This window comes from Aliivibrio friggae (assembly GCF_057368515.1).
The window spans coordinates 620,137-636,567 of the sequence record NZ_CM170649.1; the positions used below are offsets into that span (position 1 = coordinate 620,137).

At 39.0% G+C, this 16,431-nt stretch carries 15 protein-coding genes; 10 read left to right on the forward strand and 5 right to left on the reverse strand.

Annotation, left to right across the window (positions count from 1 at the left end):
• Window positions 1-128: 128 nt before the first annotated feature.
• Together AC2INI_RS16220 and AC2INI_RS16225 are read left to right on the forward strand one after the other, a co-directional pair.
• Entirely contained in the window at window positions 129-956 is an 828-nt protein-coding gene (locus AC2INI_RS16220) for a CPBP family intramembrane glutamic endopeptidase (protein ID WP_486306421.1), read from the forward strand.
• Between the two features lie 93 nt (window positions 957-1,049).
• Window positions 1,050-2,006, forward strand: a complete 957-nt coding sequence (locus tag AC2INI_RS16225; RefSeq protein WP_486306422.1) for a LysR family transcriptional regulator — start codon at window positions 1,050-1,052, stop codon at window positions 2,004-2,006.
• 60 nt (window positions 2,007-2,066) lie between these two features.
• Here AC2INI_RS16225 and AC2INI_RS16230 read toward each other — a convergent pair whose 3' ends face one another.
• Together AC2INI_RS16230 and AC2INI_RS16235 are read right to left on the reverse strand one after the other, a co-directional pair.
• Window positions 2,067-2,726: a nitroreductase family protein gene (locus AC2INI_RS16230; protein WP_122032476.1), complete on the reverse strand. Its 660-nt coding sequence runs from the start codon at window positions 2,724-2,726 to the stop codon at window positions 2,067-2,069.
• A gap of 152 nt (window positions 2,727-2,878) precedes the next feature.
• Complete coding sequence (locus AC2INI_RS16235; RefSeq protein ID WP_122032477.1) at window positions 2,879-4,492, reverse strand: methyl-accepting chemotaxis protein; 1,614 nt, start codon at window positions 4,490-4,492, stop codon at window positions 2,879-2,881.
• Between the two features lie 409 nt (window positions 4,493-4,901).
• On the opposite strand from AC2INI_RS16235, the gene AC2INI_RS16240 reads away from it, so the two are divergent.
• From AC2INI_RS16240 to AC2INI_RS16255, 4 genes are all read left to right on the forward strand, one after another.
• Entirely contained in the window at window positions 4,902-5,372 is a 471-nt protein-coding gene (locus tag AC2INI_RS16240) for a hypothetical protein (RefSeq protein WP_174213426.1), read from the forward strand.
• A 271-nt stretch (window positions 5,373-5,643) separates the two neighbouring features.
• Entirely contained in the window at window positions 5,644-5,913 is a 270-nt protein-coding gene (locus AC2INI_RS16245) for a PTS sugar transporter subunit IIB (RefSeq protein ID WP_122032479.1), read from the forward strand.
• A gap of 12 nt (window positions 5,914-5,925) precedes the next feature.
• Window positions 5,926-7,182: a PTS ascorbate transporter subunit IIC gene (gene ulaA, locus AC2INI_RS16250; RefSeq protein WP_122032480.1), complete on the forward strand. Its 1,257-nt coding sequence runs from the start codon at window positions 5,926-5,928 to the stop codon at window positions 7,180-7,182.
• On the forward strand, window positions 7,179-7,628 hold the full coding sequence (locus AC2INI_RS16255; protein ID WP_162922434.1) for a PTS sugar transporter subunit IIA: 450 nt from the start codon (window positions 7,179-7,181) through the stop codon (window positions 7,626-7,628). Before ulaA ends, AC2INI_RS16255 begins: the two co-directional genes overlap by 4 nt.
• A gap of 87 nt (window positions 7,629-7,715) precedes the next feature.
• On the opposite strand, the gene AC2INI_RS16260 is transcribed toward AC2INI_RS16255, so the two are convergent.
• Window positions 7,716-8,828, reverse strand: a complete 1,113-nt coding sequence (locus AC2INI_RS16260) for an NADH:flavin oxidoreductase (RefSeq protein WP_122032482.1) — start codon at window positions 8,826-8,828, stop codon at window positions 7,716-7,718.
• Between the two features lie 338 nt (window positions 8,829-9,166).
• On the opposite strand from AC2INI_RS16260, the gene AC2INI_RS16265 reads away from it, so the two are divergent.
• The 3 genes from AC2INI_RS16265 to AC2INI_RS16275 all read left to right on the forward strand — a co-directional run bounded on the left by AC2INI_RS16265 (window position 9,167) and on the right by AC2INI_RS16275 (window position 13,003).
• Entirely contained in the window at window positions 9,167-10,633 is a 1,467-nt protein-coding gene (locus tag AC2INI_RS16265; protein ID WP_122032483.1) for a peptide MFS transporter, read from the forward strand.
• A gap of 353 nt (window positions 10,634-10,986) precedes the next feature.
• A complete protein-coding gene (gene dtpA, locus AC2INI_RS16270) occupies window positions 10,987-12,471 on the forward strand; it encodes a dipeptide/tripeptide permease DtpA (RefSeq protein WP_122032484.1) in 1,485 nt (494 codons plus the stop codon).
• Between the two features lie 187 nt (window positions 12,472-12,658).
• Window positions 12,659-13,003 (forward strand): rhodanese-like domain-containing protein, encoded by a 345-nt coding sequence (locus AC2INI_RS16275; RefSeq protein WP_122032485.1) that lies wholly within the window; start codon window positions 12,659-12,661, stop codon window positions 13,001-13,003.
• A 15-nt stretch (window positions 13,004-13,018) separates the two neighbouring features.
• On the opposite strand, the gene AC2INI_RS16280 is transcribed toward AC2INI_RS16275, so the two are convergent.
• Window positions 13,019-13,825 (reverse strand): crotonase/enoyl-CoA hydratase family protein, encoded by an 807-nt coding sequence (locus AC2INI_RS16280; protein ID WP_486306423.1) that lies wholly within the window; start codon window positions 13,823-13,825, stop codon window positions 13,019-13,021.
• A gap of 203 nt (window positions 13,826-14,028) precedes the next feature.
• Here AC2INI_RS16280 and AC2INI_RS16285 point away from each other — a divergent pair, with 203 nt between their 5' ends.
• Entirely contained in the window at window positions 14,029-14,265 is a 237-nt protein-coding gene (locus AC2INI_RS16285; RefSeq protein WP_122032487.1) for a hypothetical protein, read from the forward strand.
• 190 nt (window positions 14,266-14,455) lie between these two features.
• On the opposite strand, the gene AC2INI_RS16290 is transcribed toward AC2INI_RS16285, so the two are convergent.
• Window positions 14,456-16,315, reverse strand: coding sequence for a 3'-5' exonuclease (locus AC2INI_RS16290; RefSeq protein ID WP_122032488.1), 1,860 nt, complete (start codon window positions 16,313-16,315; stop codon window positions 14,456-14,458).
• Window positions 16,316-16,431 lie beyond the last annotated feature (116 nt).

Here is a 16,431-nt window from a genome sequence, read left to right on the forward strand (position 1 = left end):
AAATATATCCGTAAATGTATACTAATAGCCAAACACATTGATGATAATGATATTCATTTGTCTTTCTATAAAATCTATTACCCTGTATTATTTCCATCAATTTTTATTGTTGTGTTGTAGGTATTATTTTGGTCTTTGATTTTTCGATGTGGATTTGGATATCACTTGCTTTAGCTATTGTTCTGGCTTTTGTCCAACAAATGAAAGCGAGTTTTATTTTACTTGGAATAAGTTTAATCGGTGCAATTATAGAGCAGAGATTAAATTTTACAGGACTAGCTGGGGTGATAGTCGGCTTAGTCATTGCTTATAAAGCACCAAATTTAGAGCGTAAGTGGCAATATGGCGCTTATGCTTTTATTTTTATTTGGTCGATTGCGTTGTTCCTACATTTTATCCCCGGTTTTAATAATGCTAAAGTTTTAGATTCTGTCGTTTCTGGACCATTAAGTATTCCGTTTACGATGTATTTGAACTTAGATAAGCCGCTGATATTTTTTGGATTGTTACTGGCTTATCCTGCTTTATTAGGTAAAAAAGACACCTTCAACAAACAAGCATTAATGCTTATTGCTGTTCCCTTATTTGCTTTACTGCCTCTTGCGTGGGGATTAGGAGCATTAAAGCCAGAGTTTACAATCCCGAGCTGGTGGTGGGTATTTGCTTTAAATAATTTATTACTGACTTGTGTTGCTGAAGAGGCTTTTTTCCGTGGTTTTATTCAACAAGAATTAGGGAAACGTTTTGGCTGGGTTTTAGGGATAGCAGTAGCAAGTGTATTGTTTGGCTTAGCGCATATTGGCGGTGGCTGGTTGCTCGTTGCTTTTGCTACCTTAGCAGGCGTTGGATATGGTTTAGCGTTTCATTACAGCAATCGTTTATGGGTCGCGGTCGGTTTTCACTTTTTGTTTAACTTTTTACATCTAGTGTTTTTTACTTATCCATTGATGCGTTGATAGCACTTTATATTTAGACAAAGATGATAGGCTTTAGTTAATGATTTATAATGTCATTAGTTAACGCCTCTCTATTTAAACAAAGGATCCGTCATGTCTCTGGTTAATCAGCTTTCACTCTTTATTGATGTTGTACAACAAGGCTCGTTTACCAAAGCCGCTGCGCTGCATGATATGGACAATTCAACGCTTTCTAAGCAGATAAAAAAATTAGAGACAGAGCTTGGAGTGCAACTACTCAATCGCTCGACTCGTTCCTTTTCTTTAACTCCTGCCGGTGAAGAGATCTTAGAGCAAGCTCATCAACTGGTTAACACCATCGGCCATGTACAAACTATTGCTGATTCTTATCATGCAGAGCCAAAAGGTCGTATTCGAATTACAGCACCAGTGCATATTGGACAGCAATATCTGCAACCTGTGATCAGTAAATTCATGAAATCGTATCCAGATGTAGAGATTGTGCTGCTAATGGACGACAAACGATCTGACATTATAACCGATCACTTCGATGTCGCTTTTCGCTTAGGTCGTTTAGATGATTCAAGTTTGATTGCCAAAAAAATAGCGGATATTCGTGCAGTTGCTTTAGCCTCTCATGAATTTATTAAACAATATGGAGAGCCTAGCACCCCAGAAGAATTGGTCAGTTTGCCTTCTGTTATCTATAGCAATGGTACGCTAACAGTGGATACTGTTAGGTTTAGTGAAACACCAGATTCAAAGCAGTTTAAAAACTACAAGATGAAGGGGAACTACAAGGTGAATGACGTAAGAACTTTATTGGAAGGTGTAAAAGATGGTTTAGGTTATGCCGTTATCGCCTCTTCCAATTTAGCTTGTTCAATTGAAGATATGAAACTAAAACCGTTATTAACGAATTATGCTATTTGTAATAAAGGGCTTGCGGTTTATGCCTTATATCCACACAGAAAACAGACCGCGTTAGTGAGAGAGTTTATTGCGGCAGTGAAAGAGTATATTGGAGAGTCACCTCGTTGGGAGCAACATATCCCAAATTTTGAAACCATGTACCAAATCCATAAATAAAAATAACCCCACTCAAAAGAGCAGGGTTAACGTAATATTCATTTCTGTAACTATCTATTCTTAAAGAACAGTAATCACATCTTCCATAGCTAAACGTGCTTTTGGAAGACCGTGGTTATAATCTTCAACTTCTTTGTGGTAACCCAGAGCAAGAGCAAAATCACATACATAGCCATCAAGTTCGTCTTTAAACTCTTCGCCAATTAGCTGAGCATCAACGCCTTCCATAGAAGTAGAAGCAATACCCATACGTGCAAGTGTATGCAGCGTGTTACCTAAAGCGATGTAAGATTGTGCTTTAGTCCAGTTGCCATTAAAGCCATTTTCATCAGTATTCAACTCAACAAAACCGTAAGCACCATCAAGCATGTCGTTGTAACGCTCAGCAGGAAGGTGACCAGAACTTACTTCAGCATCAACCACTTTACGGTATTGGTCTTTATCAAATTTCGGGTTGTGTGCAAACAAAATTGTATGCGACGCTTCTTTTGCGTGCGGCTGGTTAAACTGGAACATATTCGCAAACGTACCGTGGAAACGCTCTTTTGCTACATCACTTTCAAGGACAATGAATTTCCATGGTTGTGAGTTAATTGAAGAAGCAGACAGGCGGATTGCTTCTTTAATCACATCCATATCTTCTGCAGAGATACGTTTAGTTGCATCGTATTTTTTTGCTGTGTAACGAGTGTTTAAATCGGCAATAATTGGGTGAGTCATATCTACTTCCTAAATTCGGTGAACAAAAGCGTAAGAGGGAACATCCGACCTACGCGCTGTTGATGGGAGTAAGATAAACAAAACTCGCTAAGAGAGAAATAGCGTAATTACCCAATAACTATGGAAGAAAAGTTCCATAATGATGTAATTAGCTATCGCTTGTTAGATAAAGTGAACTGATTAAGTAATACTTCCAACCTATCTGCCAATTGTTCTAGCCCGACACTGATATCTCTGGTTTGCTCCGCAGAGTGTGAGGTGTCGTTGGCGTGTTGGGTAATGATCTCTACTTTTGTCTGCACATCTTGAGTTAAGCGAGTCGTCGTTTGAGTCTGTTGCTGTATTTGAGTTGCATGCTGTAGCACTTGTTGCATTTCACTTACCATCGTATTAATCGTCAGTGATAATTCTTCAATTTCAGATGATCGTTGATGAGCAAGGGCGCAAACAGTATCAACAGATTGCAGAGAAGACTCACTGCCTTTTTGTAGATCTGAAATAATAGTTCGTATATTACCGGTAGCTTCTGCGGTACGAGAAGATAAGAGTCTGACTTCATCAGCAACAACGGCAAATCCTCGTCCTTGGTCACCTGCTCGTGCAGCTTCAATTGCGGCATTAAGGGCGAGTAAATTAGTTTGTTCAGCAATGCCATTAATGACCTCTAGAATAGAAGATACTTGGCCAGTACGTTGATTAAGCTCTGAGATCTTGTCTTTTACTGATTCAATATCACCCACCAGAATATTGATATCCTGACTAGCTAGGTGTGCCTGTTCAGCACTGGCTTGAGCAACTTCTGTTGTATGATTTATTAATGCTGATGTATTCAATGTTGCTTGTTCAACATTCATTTGTTCGCTTTGCATACTTTCAATATTGTTCTGAACCTCAGCGGTTTCACACTGCTGATTGCTGGCGGCTTTATTTGTAATTTGAGCGACATTTGTTAATTGAGAAGCAGAGCCAGAGAGAGAATGAGATGTTTCTTGGACTCTAATTAAGCTATCAGAGACGGTATCCATAAAAGAGTTGATTGCCTGTGCTAACGTACCTACCTCATCATTTTGTTTATTATCTAATCGTAAAGAGAGGTTTTTATTTTCACTCACCGTTGCCATGTAAGCAGAGGTTTGTTGAATTGGGCGGATAACTATTTTTCGTATTAACCACATCGTGATCATAAAACCACCAAAAGAAATACTAGCCATAATTACAATCGCTAAAAAAGTCTGTTTGCTGATAAGTTTATTTACGTTGCTAAGGTTATATTCTAATCGAATAGCGCCCAAAACTTCACCTTCAGGAGTCATGTGGCACGCTACACAATTGGTTCCACGGTAATCTTTACTTGATTTCATTGGTAAAGCGACAACTAAACCTCGACCCCAATCGGCACTAAATGCTTCTATAACCGTTTCTCCAGCAAGCGCTCTACGATCAATGTCATCAACAGGGATTTGGTTTTTGTTTCCAGGTCCATAAAGTTTACTTACTGATTCTGAACGTAGAACACGAACTTGTTCGATCCCATCTTGAGCCAGTGATTTTTGTCGTAAGGTTTCTTTTTGAGACATAGTCCCTGTTAGCATCATCATATTTAAACTATCAAAATAGTTACTTGCTTTGTCATGAAGTTGTTCACTTAGCATGACATTAATGAGGTTTTTCTGCTGGAAATACTGATAAGTTGTCGATACCACGAGCACGCAAGTAAAAACACTTAGTAAAGTAATGAGAAGTTTAGAGGTAATTGTTGAGAACATAGGGCTATTTATAATAATTATTTAGAATTGTGTAACTATATAGTTAACTGTTAATGGGGGCTAAGAGTTCGATTCTGTAATGTGACCATAAACAAAACAGGGTTATTATTATGTGACAAATGTTCTGTTCACAGTCTTGTCCTGTCATGGATATCGCCCCCTAATTAATGAAATTAAACACTAGAAGAGCGATTTTCCTGCAAAATAAGAACCATTCCTAAGAGTAGGATAAATACAATATTTTAGATTATGCTTTATATATAAGCGTGAGTTGTAACCTAAATGATAGATTTATCTTGATGTTTTATATGTATATACTCTCGGTGGGCTAAGCCGATCTAGGTGCAAAAGAGTGTGCTTTGATTTGTTAAGGTGTGTGAGATAGGAAGGACAGATGTTAGCAAAGAAGATGGACGCGCCGCTAGATATGCAAAATGGCGCAAGGTTTAAAACCAAAAAGCACGGCTATGTTACCGTGATCGAATACTACAATACGCATACCGTGATTGTAGCGTTTGAGAATACAGGGAATGTTCGTGCGATTAGTGCTGCTAAATTAAGAAGTGGTCAATTGGCTGATCGTTCAGTGCCGCCTGAATCCATAATGGTGGGGGAAAAAATAGAGTCAGTAAAACATGGCTTATTAACCATTGTTCAAGTGGAGTCAGAAAACATTGTTCTCTTAACCGATGAAAAAGGTGAAGAAGTACGAATGCTATTACCTGCCGTACAAAAAATGAAACTCAAAGCAGGCGAAGGCGAAATACAAAAAGAAGAGCCGAAAATGCCAATGTCATTAAGCGCGCTAACAAAACGAAATAAAAAGACCAAAGACGTAAATAATCTATTGAAAAAAATGCTGACAGATTACGGGAAATAACAGGCTAATACTTATTGATTATTTTTACAGGTCGAATTAAAAAAGCTCATCCATTTATAAATACAACACCCATCACAGTTTCAAATTCCTCAGAAAAAATTAACAAAGCTTTTTGTTAATAAGACTGTATTAAGTAGATCTGCATCACAATCTCATTTTGGCTTTGTGATTTAGATCTATTTAAATCTTCGATTTACCCATTAAGATTCTCAACATAATAAATAGGGAATGAATGTTACATTCCAAATTAATCCTACAGAGAGTATATAAAATGAAAAAGATCTTAGTTGTATGTGGTAACGGTTTAGGCACTTCATTAATGATGGAAATGGCCGTAAAAGATGTAATTAAAAAAGTAGGTTTTGAAGCAGAAGTTGATCACGAAGATCTATCATCAGCAACATCAAGCAACGCTGATATCTGGGTTGCAGCAACGGATGTAGCAAGTCAATTAGAAGAAGCTGGCAAACAGAATATCATTAGTCTTAAAAATATTTTTGACAAAGTGTCTATTGAAGAGCAACTAAAAGCATTCATGTAAGGTCTTATTATTATGATAAATTTCTTTGAATTCATGCTCGGCTTATTAAAAGAGCCAGCAATCATGGTGGGCCTTATTGCTTTTATTGGCCTTGTTGCTCAAAAGTCTGATATATCCACGATTTTAAAAGGCACCATCAAAACCGTAATGGGATTCTTAATTCTAGGTTTTGGTGCTGGTGCATTAGTTGGCGCATTAAATAACTTTTCAGTGGTATTTACCGAAGCCTTTGGTGTAAGTGGTGTTATTCCAAATAACGAAGCGATTGTGGCATTAGCACAAGAAGCGTTTGGTTATGAGATGGCATTAATTATGTTCTTCTCATTTATTGTGAATATCGTACTGGCTCGCATTACTCCTTTAAAATATATATTTTTAACGGGTCACCACACCATGTTTATGTCGATGCTTGTTGCGGTAATTTTATCAACAGCAGACATTACCGGTACAACGTTAGTTGCAGTAGGCTCTATCATTGTTGGTTCGCTAATGGTTATCATGCCAGCGATTGCTCAAAAATATACTGAAAAAGTAATGGGCACAGACCAACTTGCAATGGGTCACTTCTCAACGTTATCTTATGTGGTTTCAGGCTATATTGGCAGCAAGTTTGGTGATACATCAAAATCAACAGAAGACATTAACGTACCAAAAAGTCTAATGTTCTTACGTGATACGCCAGTGGCTGTTGCTGCAACTATGGCATTGTTCTTCTTATTGGCTTCTAGCTTTGCTGGTGGTGAATTTGTTGAGAGTGTATCTGGTGGGCAAAACTGGGTGGTATTCACCTTTATGCAATCACTTACTTTTGCTGGCGGTGTTTACATCGTACTTCAAGGTGTAAAAATGTTGATTGCTGAGATTGTTCCAGCGTTTAAAGGAATTTCAGACACATTAGTTCCAGGTGCAAAACCTGCGCTAGATTGCCCAATGGTATTCCCTGTTGCGCCTAACGCGGTATTAATTGGCTTCTTATCTTCATTCTCTGCTGGCCTATTAATGATGGGTGTACAAGGCATGATGGGATGGACGATTATTGTTGCTGGTGTTGTTCCTCACTTCTTCGTGGGTGGAGCTTCTGGTGTGTACGGTAATGCAACGGGTGGTTTACGTGGCGCTATCTTAGGTTCATTTACACAAGGTATTTGTATCTCAATCTTACCAATGTTACTGCTTCCGGTACTTGGTGGTTTAGGATTAGAAGCAACAACCTTCTCTGATTTTGACTTTGGTGTTGTTGGTCTACTACTTGGATGGTTTGTATCATGAGTTTATTAGAATTAATTGGTGACGACGGTATCGTTATCACATCTGAAAGCAATTTAAGTGTCGATTCAGCGTTAGCGCTAACGTGTTCAGTATTGCTAAAAAATGGAAAGATTGAACCAAGTTACTTAGAAGCCATCAAACAGAAACACAATGAAATTGGTGCTTACTATGTGCTTGCTCCTAAAATTGCAATGCCACACGCAAGACCTGAAGATGGTGTAAACGAAGCAGCGCTTCAAATCACCGTGTTTAAGAATGGTGTGAACCTAGAGTCAGAAGACAATGGCGATGTGTACTTTTCAGTGACATTAGCCGCGATGGATTCAGACAGCCATATCAATACTATTATGGCGTTATCTGAGTTGTTCCAAAACGATGAAGATATCGAGGCAATCATCAATTCAGATAGCCAAAGTGACATCGTTGAGATCCTAAAAAAATACTAGAATTCCCCTCTAGTAAATCAAACTAAAACGCCGCAGTTAATACCTGCGGCGTTTTTTTGTTTTGGCGATTTAAACCATTAATCTATCTTACGCTTGGTCTTTCTTTGGTTTTCTCTTTTTATACACCACGCAGAAATTACCGCGTTTGGTGCGACACTTAGAACAACGCTCGCAATCCACTTCTGCTCTGCTGCCTTCTTTCCAGCGCTTAATTAACTGAGGCTCAGCAAGCAAAGGGCGTGATAAAGCAAAATATTGAATATTGGTGTTCTCTGCAATGGCTTCAATCGCACCAATATCGTTAAGACCACCCACAGTAATTACAGGGATAGAAATATCTTCACTGATTACCGCACCATACTCACGAAAATAGCCTTCATCTTGCAAGGTATAACCATCAAACGACTCGCCAATCATGGTGCTCGCATTACCGTGAATATTGCCTGAAACGATAATGGCATCGACACCAATCTCTTCCAGTTTTTTACAAATAAGGCGAGTGTCATCAAAGGTTAAACCGCCATCAAAAAACTCCGTGGCCGTTAGCTTAACTAAGATAGGGAAATCATTACCCACTAATTCTCTGATCTTGGCATAAATCTCAATTAAGAATCTCATACGATTCTCTAAGCTACCGCCGTATTCATCTTCACGACGGTTGTAATATGGGCTCAAGAACTGATTGATTAAATAAGTGTGCGCCGCGTGAATTTCAACGCCATCAAAACCAGACTCTTGTGCTCGTCGGCTTGCTTGAGCAAAAGCATCAACAATGTAATCAATCTCATCTTTAGTCATCGCTTTACCAAGAGTTTGCGTGCCTCTTTCGCATACGTCACTTGGTGCAAAGATCACACGCTCGCCGACGTTATACGTGGTTTTTGTGCCACCATACGCCAGTTGCATCGCAATCTTAGAATCATACTTGTGCACTAACTCAGTCAGCTTTTGGTATTCAGCAATAAAAGAGTCGTTGTACATGCCCATCATGCCTGCATTAGGTTTTTCTTCCTCAACGATATTTGCATAACCTGTCACTATTAAGCCGACTTCACCTTGGGCTAGCTCTTCATAGATATCGTAAAGTTTGTCTGTCATATGGCCATCTTCAGTTGCCATATTTTCCCACGTTGCACTTCGAACAAAGCGGTTCTTTAGTGTCATGTTGCCAATCTGGGTTTGTGTAAACAAAGTGCTCAAGTGCAATCCTCTAGAAGTGTTCTGTCATGTCGTTGGGATAAAAGGGCGGCAATAGTAGCGCTAAGAAAAGAGCAAAACCTTAATCTATATTAAGAAGTGGGCATATCAGTCGCTAAAAAGGCAAAAAAAAGCGCTATTTTTAGCAATGAGACTGAGCTGAGTTATTGTCAAAATCAGTCTGTTTTCTTACCTTCATTTTTGAAAACTTATGTTACACGGGATTTGCCGCAAATTTCTTGGTGTTTTTATCGTTGCTGTGTATGTTTAGCCAATATTAGTGAATAAGTACCAGTAGATAATAGTGATACTTATTCGATGAAACCATCATGGGACAGCAGATGAACACGATCAAACAACCTAAAGGGCTATTCCACATTATTGCGATTCAAATGTGGGAGTTTTTCAGCTATTACGGCATGCGCTCTTTATTGATCCTTTTCTTAACCGAAAAGCTATTAATGTCAGATCAACATGCTTACGCCTTATATGGAGCCTATACCTCACTGGTATACGTGACGCCAATCATTGGTGGTTATCTAGCGGATAAATATTTAGGTAACTATTGGTCAGTGATCTTAGGTGGCTTATTGATGGTTGGGGGGCACTTTGTTCTCAGTATTCCAAGTAGCGATCACACCACACTCTATGTAGCACTTTCATTGATTATCTGTGGCTACGGTTTCTTTAAAACCAACTCAAGCTGTTTGTTAGGCGAGTTATACCAAACTAAAGAGCAAGAGCACGGACGTGAAGCTGGCTTCTCTATCTCTTATATTGGTGGCAACATCGGCTCAATGATTGCACCTATCTTATGTGGTTTTGCAGCCATGAAATGGGGATGGCACATCGGCTTTTCATTGGCAGGGGTAGGAATGCTTATTGGCTTGGGGGTATTTATCTCAGGTCGTAAAAACTTTGCTCATGTAAGCCAGCCGAACTTCACTGCACTGCAACAAAAGAGTGCGGGGATCCCTCATTGGTCTCTACTGATTATCGCTATTGCTGTGGCGACATTAGGCTTAGTATTTGTACTTGAAAACTTATGGGCAGGTTACATCTTATTTGTGATTTGTTTCATCTCAGTGGTTCACATCATCAACTTATATCGTAAAAGTGATGCAGAAGATCGCCAAAAGCTAAACTCAATTATGTACTTCATGCTCTTTGGTACCGTGTTTTGGGCATTTGATCAACAAGGCGGCAGCTCAATTAGCTTGTTCATTGAGCGCAACATCAACACCAATATTGGCGGCTTTACCATTCCAACCGCGTTCTTCCAAGCCATTAACCCTGTTGCGGTTATTGTTGGTGGTGCAGCTGTAGCATGGTTATGGAAAATATTAGATTCAAAAAGTATCTCAGTAAGAACACTGACCAAATTGAATATCGGTCTTTTACTGTTAACCGCAGGCTTTAGCTTGATTACCTTGTCATCAAAACTAGCGATGGCAAGCGGTGAGACAACCTTCGTTTGGTTAATGGTTGGCTTATTGTGTATTGGTGTTGCTGAGCTGTTTATTGACCCAGTCGCACTTGCTGCCATTACTCGCTTAAACCCACAAGGCGCAACAGGTACATTAGCGGGTATCTATATGCTTGCAGGAGGCTCTGTGGCGAACTACTTAGCGGCAGATATTGCTCAGTTCACTTCAACAGACACAAGTGCGAACGCAGATGCATTAGATCTGATTGTCTCAGCAACGCAATATCACCACGTATTTCAAAGTATCTTATTTGTGACTATCGGTGTGTTTGTATTAGGTCTGCTTGTCGATTTCAAACACCGTAAACAAGCAGCAATGTAACTTCCACTTCATATAAACGAATCCCTAAAACAACAGCAGAGAATCACCTCTGCTGTTACCTCATTTAAAACTTCTTTTAAGATTAAATACTTATCTAGAGCAGTATTTATTTCCTTCCCTAATAACGCATTCAATTTGTCATCATAGTGTCAGCAATAAATGTTTCAAAATGTTTCATTTGGTAATTTATTGTAACCCTATGATCTTATGAAGTTTTAATTCATTTTCCATAAATGATAATTGAGATCCCATTTCTGGCTAGTGATAAGTAAATGTTAAATAAGTAAGTTGGTTGTGTAATGCGTAAAAATGCATAAGAAAAATAGCTAATCACAACATACAGGGATTTATTTATGTCTAACTTGAATGTATTCAAGCAGCCTAAGCAGTTTTATTTAATCTTCTCAATCGAGTTTTGGGAGCGTTTTGGCTTCTATGGTATGCAAGCCATTCTCGCCGTTTATCTTGTTAAAATTTTAGGAATGTCAGAGTCAGAATCATTTGTACTCTTTGGGGCATTCTCAGCACTTATTTTTGGCTCGGTAGCGATAGGCGGTTGGGTCGGAGATAAAGTCATCGGCACCAAACGCACCATCACTCTTGGCGCGCTAATATTAACCATTGGTTACGCACTATTAGGTGTTTCGGCATCGGCAGGGAACATTGGTGGCTCAGGCCTTATCTACGTTGCAATGGGCTTTATTACTATGGGTAATGGTCTGTTTAAAGCCAACCCATCAAGCTTACTTGCTAAAGTATATGACCAAGACGATAAGCGTTTAGATGGTGCATTCACTATGTACTATATGGCTATTAACCTTGGTTCATTCTTCTCAATGTTATTAACGCCATGGATAGCGAGTCAGTTTGGCTATGGCATGGCATTTAGTGTGAGTGCGGTTGGTCTTATCATTACCGTTATAAACTTCTTAATGTGCTCTCGCATGGTAAAAGGTGTTGGTTCAGATCCTGATCTTATTCCTCTAAACAAAACGCGTTATTTAGGCGTTGTTATTGGCGCAGTGGCATTAAGCTTTCTATGTTCAATATTATTGCAACACCTATTCTATGCTCACGCTATTTTAGTGGTGGTAGGCGTAACGATTGTTGTTCTTTATATGAAAGAAGCATTCAAAATCCAAGGGCTAGAGCGTGCAAAAATGCTCGTAGCGTTTGCACTAATGTTGCAAGGCGTGGTGTTCTTTGTGCTTTACTTCCAAATGCCAACCTCATTGAACTTCTTTGCAATCCATAATATCGAGCATAACTTATTTGGTATTTCAGTTGCGCCTGAACAGTTCCAAGCATTGAATCCATTTTGGATCATGATAGCAAGCCCAATCTTAGCGGTTGCTTATAACAACTTAGGTGAGCGCTTTGCCATGCCGTACAAGTTTGCCTTTGGTATGGTGCTGTGTGCGTTATCTTTCTTAGTGCTAAAGTTTGGTGCAAGCTTTGCCAATGCAGAGGGCATCATGAGCTCTAACTGGCTTGTGGTTTGTTACGCTTTCCAATCATTAGGTGAGCTTCTTGTGTCTGGTTTAGGTCTTGCAATGGTGGCGCAGCTTGTACCACAACGCATGATGGGTTTTGCAATGGGTATGTGGTTCTTAACTTCAGCTACTGCGGCGGTTATTGCAGGGTGGGTAGCAACATTAACTACAGCTCCAGCAGGGCTAACCGATGCCAACCAAACACTGGCTATCTACAGTGATGTTTTTGGTAAAATTGGGTATGCAACCGCAGCTGTTGCTGTGATCACATTACTAATCGCACCTAAGCTAACGCGCATTATCCGTGGTGAAACAACCGAGCAAGTTGAAACAGCCAATGCATAAGCGCTAAAGACAGTTAGCAGCAGGTAACAAAGCAGATAGAAAAGAAAGCCAGTGTGATTCCTTTATTAAAGAGAATACGCTGGCTTTTTTGATCTAGCCTATAAATACGATCAACAACCTATGTGAAAACGCGCAATCCAGATTAAAATAAGGACAAATTTTACTGAGCATTTTAAAAGGACAATAAATGAAAATTAAAGCCGGATTATGTCTACTATTCGCAATGCTATCTTTTAATAGCTGGGCATCAGAGCGCAGTGAGCAAGCGTGGGATCTTGTCGAGCAAGGCGCATTATTAATCGATGTTCGCACCCCAGGTGAGTTTAGCCAAGGACACCTCACCGACGCCGCAAACTTGCCATTAAATACCGTAGATACCGCCTTTGCCAATATGGATAAAGACACGCCAATTGTGGTGTATTGCCGTAGTGGAAATCGCTCAGGACAAGCCATGAGTTACTTAAAACAAGCAGGTTTCACACAAGTTCATAATGGTGGTGGCTTAGACGAAATGTTATCGACTAAGCCATAAACTCAGCGAGTTAACTCACCAAAAGCGTTGTCTATTTTTAAACATAGGCAGCGCTTTTTTCTTTAATGCATATTGCGCCTGCATAAAATTCTTACCCACCAAAATACGCACTTGGCTATAACTCTCATAAGCCAGAAGCTTCCATTTAGGCGCAGTCCAATAGCGGTTATAAATATGCTTAGTCGCCGCTATTGCATCAGGAGAAGTACGAGAAAGCTGTTGGCCTAACTCAATAGCCGCCTCTAAGGGCTGTTCATGTATTTCGGTAATTAACCCATATTGCAGCGCTGTTTTTGCATCTAATTGAGTCGCACACATACTTATCTTCATCGCCTGATCTTTAGGCATGATTTCTCTAAGCGTTAAAGACCCTGCCATATCAGACGTTAACCCCATTTTCGACTCCATAATCGATAAGTTAGCGCAAGAAGACGCAATTCTAAAATCAGCCCCAAGCGCAATTTGAAGCCCAGCTCCCCAACAATAACCATCAATCGCCGCAATCACAGGCACTGAAAGCCCACGCCAATTAGCACTTACTTGTTGCGCCTTATTAGCATTACCCGGCCAGATCTTTAATAGCAACTTAATGGCATGAGATTTCTGTTTAATGATCGAATTAAAATCCAAACCAGAGCTAAAATTATCGCCACTGCCAGTCAGAATAACCGCTCGAATAGCGCGATCATGCTTAACCTTGCGGCTAACATCAATTAACTCATCAAACATAGGGTAATTTATCGCATTTAACTTCTCAGGGCGGTGCAAACGAACAATTAGAATATTATTGTCTTGCTCAACCTGAATATGATGGTAGTTCATACAAATCCTTTTTAATCTTTCAATCCCGCCATCAGTATAGTTAAAAAGCAAAAAAGGGCAGGATAAGCGTGATAGATATAAGAGATAGAACACGAAGAACTGATCTATGCCATAAAGTTGTGAAAGTTGCTTCACTATTGCTTGACCAACATAGCGCTTAGAACTAAATTTATAAAAAAAGCAGGTAGGGGTTCAGAGGCGTTATGAAAGTAGAAGCAATTGGTAAAATTCAAACCGAATCTATTGAAAGAGATAGAAGCCAAGAAGAGTTAAAAAACAGCATTAGTAACATGAAAATGCAGAACGAAGGTGTGTACGACCAAAAAGCCATTAACTTCGCTATGAAGCGCGGAGAATTAAGAGAGCAAGAAATCGAATCAAGAGTGAACCGATTAAAAGTCTACATGGACCAACAGCGTAATTTAAACAACATCGCCTAACGCTTGATGATTAAGACAATGAGCCCCATTTCTTAGTCATCAAGATCGTCATATCTGCTTATTGCCCATTATTTAAAACGAATCGCAATACCGGCATAGAACGCATCGCTATCAACAAACTCCTTATCCACGTCTTTATAGCCCACCTTCGCTGTGTCTTGTCTCTACGGGTCACAATCAGAACTATGGGTTAGGTATTTATAGTAGCGGCAGCCTCAAGGCTTTCACTTAACTCATTTTCTTTATGATAAGTGGCTAATAAATTATGAGTTGCGCGGGTCATACCCACGTATAGACGACGAATATCTTCTGATCTATCACTGCTTTTTTTAGGGATATTTGATGAGTTTAGAATGACAACAGTTTTAAACTCTAGCCCTTTACTACTTGGGATTGGCAGGACATTAACAACATTTGTGCTTGGGTTATATTTTTTCTTATACTCAGATTTAGCGAGTAAAATATAAGGAATATTTTTAGCTTTTAATGCTTCAGACACTTTTGTTCCAATATGCTTACAAGGGTAGATAATGGCAATATCACTCCACGCATAACCATTTTTTTGCCAATGTAATAAACATTTTATTGCATATTCAACTTCTTGCTCCATTGTTGAAAACTTTTTAACAACAGGATGAGTACCAGTAATACCAGCAGATTCTGGGTGAATTAATGGGATTTCCTTAGCGTCTGAATTTTCAAAATATTGCTTAGCAAAATTATATGAGAAAGACAGGATCTCTCTTGTATTACGATAATTTAAACGTAGTACAGTTGTTCGACCTTGAGCCTGAATACCAACACTTGCTAAGCTAAAATCTAAGTTATTTTTCTTTTTATAGATTGATTGAGCATCATCATAAAGAAGTAATAGAGAGTTGGTATCTGGATCGATCATTTGAGTAATTAATGTCAGCCATTCAGCTTCAAAATCATGGCCCTCATCAATTAATAATGCACCGTATTGTCCTTTTGGAATATCTCCTTTTTCCACACCACTAATAACGGTTTCTACTTGTCGCTCCCAGTAAGGCGCTTCACCTTTTATTACGTCTAAATGATAGGTTTTAATTTGTTGACCGCACCAGTCGTGAAAATGATAAACCTGAACTTGTCCTGAAATGCCTTTATCATCAATAAAACTGCGTAATCTTGCAGCTAACGTAATATTAAAACAAAGAACTAGAATTGGTTTTTTTAGCTGTTCAGCCAAATGTAAACAGCGATAGCCTAAGATGAGTGTTTTTCCAGAGCCTGCTACACCATGGATTACACGATGTCCGTCACCTAAACTTCGAGCTAATTGCTCCTGTTGAATATCCATGATTTTTATAATGTCAGGGATATGGGCATTGGTATTTACTGATTCGTCGTCATTATCTAAAGGTAATAGAGTTTGTTGTTCAGAGGTTGAAATACGAATTTCAGGGAAAAGATGCCAACGAATACGGTCAATTTGAGGCAATGTTAATTTGTTTCCAAACTGATAATTAAACATATGCCACAGCTTAGATTGAAAATGCTCAGGATCTATTGTACTTACCATTTCATCTTTGCAGATTACCAGATGATGAGGGAGTATTGAGTCTTGGGCTTCTAAGGGAATAGCTCTATCTAATTGCGCTCGAGAAATATTGGTTAGCACAACACCATAGCCATAAGGAACGCATAAATTGCCTTTGTATTTCCCTTCTTGATTGATAAGTAATTTATCTCGTTTGAGCTTATCGATAACCTGATAACTGCATTGACGAACTTGTTCAATAGGGTTACTGGTTGTTTCAATTCCTTTAGGGGTCAGTAATTCAACTCGAGCGGCATCAATATTTTTGATTGTATCAAGTTTCCAGTCTTTTACTTCAAGAAATAGTAATCCACGAGCAGGATGAAGAATTATAAAGTCTGGATAGCGACGCAGACGACCTACAGGAATGTCATACCAGCAAACATAATCATCTTCTAATAAGCTTTCTAGACGTTGAGCAAAACGTTTTTCACCTGATGTCATTTTTGATAAGCAGGTGTTTAATGTAGGTATTAACTCAGCCATGTACTACTCAAGACAATAATTTTGGCTAAATTATAGGGTTATATTCGATTAAAATTTGTGAGGGATGACTAACTAAAGTAAAACTTTGATTTAAATATATTTATATAGAGTCTAAG

Excerpts from the sequence above, each read along its gene's own strand:
- AC2INI_RS16225 (WP_486306422.1), top strand. The coding sequence starts at position 1,050 with ATGTCTCTGGTTAATCAGCTTTCACTCTTTATTGATGTTGTACAACAA.
- AC2INI_RS16230 (WP_122032476.1), bottom strand. The coding sequence starts at position 2,726 with ATGACTCACCCAATTATTGCCGATTTAAACACTCGTTACACAGCAAAA.
- AC2INI_RS16235 (WP_122032477.1), bottom strand. The coding sequence starts at position 4,492 with ATGTTCTCAACAATTACCTCTAAACTTCTCATTACTTTACTAAGTGTT.
- AC2INI_RS16240 (WP_174213426.1), top strand. The coding sequence starts at position 4,902 with ATGGACGCGCCGCTAGATATGCAAAATGGCGCAAGGTTTAAAACCAAA.
- AC2INI_RS16245 (WP_122032479.1), top strand. The coding sequence starts at position 5,644 with ATGAAAAAGATCTTAGTTGTATGTGGTAACGGTTTAGGCACTTCATTA.
- ulaA (WP_122032480.1), top strand. The coding sequence starts at position 5,926 with ATGATAAATTTCTTTGAATTCATGCTCGGCTTATTAAAAGAGCCAGCA.
- AC2INI_RS16255 (WP_162922434.1), top strand. The coding sequence starts at position 7,179 with ATGAGTTTATTAGAATTAATTGGTGACGACGGTATCGTTATCACATCT.
- AC2INI_RS16265 (WP_122032483.1), top strand. The coding sequence starts at position 9,167 with ATGAACACGATCAAACAACCTAAAGGGCTATTCCACATTATTGCGATT.
- dtpA (WP_122032484.1), top strand. The coding sequence starts at position 10,987 with ATGTCTAACTTGAATGTATTCAAGCAGCCTAAGCAGTTTTATTTAATC.
- AC2INI_RS16275 (WP_122032485.1), top strand. The coding sequence starts at position 12,659 with ATGAAAATTAAAGCCGGATTATGTCTACTATTCGCAATGCTATCTTTT.
- AC2INI_RS16280 (WP_486306423.1), bottom strand. The coding sequence starts at position 13,825 with ATGAACTACCATCATATTCAGGTTGAGCAAGACAATAATATTCTAATT.
- AC2INI_RS16285 (WP_122032487.1), top strand. The coding sequence starts at position 14,029 with ATGAAAGTAGAAGCAATTGGTAAAATTCAAACCGAATCTATTGAAAGA.
- AC2INI_RS16290 (WP_122032488.1), bottom strand. The coding sequence starts at position 16,315 with ATGGCTGAGTTAATACCTACATTAAACACCTGCTTATCAAAAATGACA.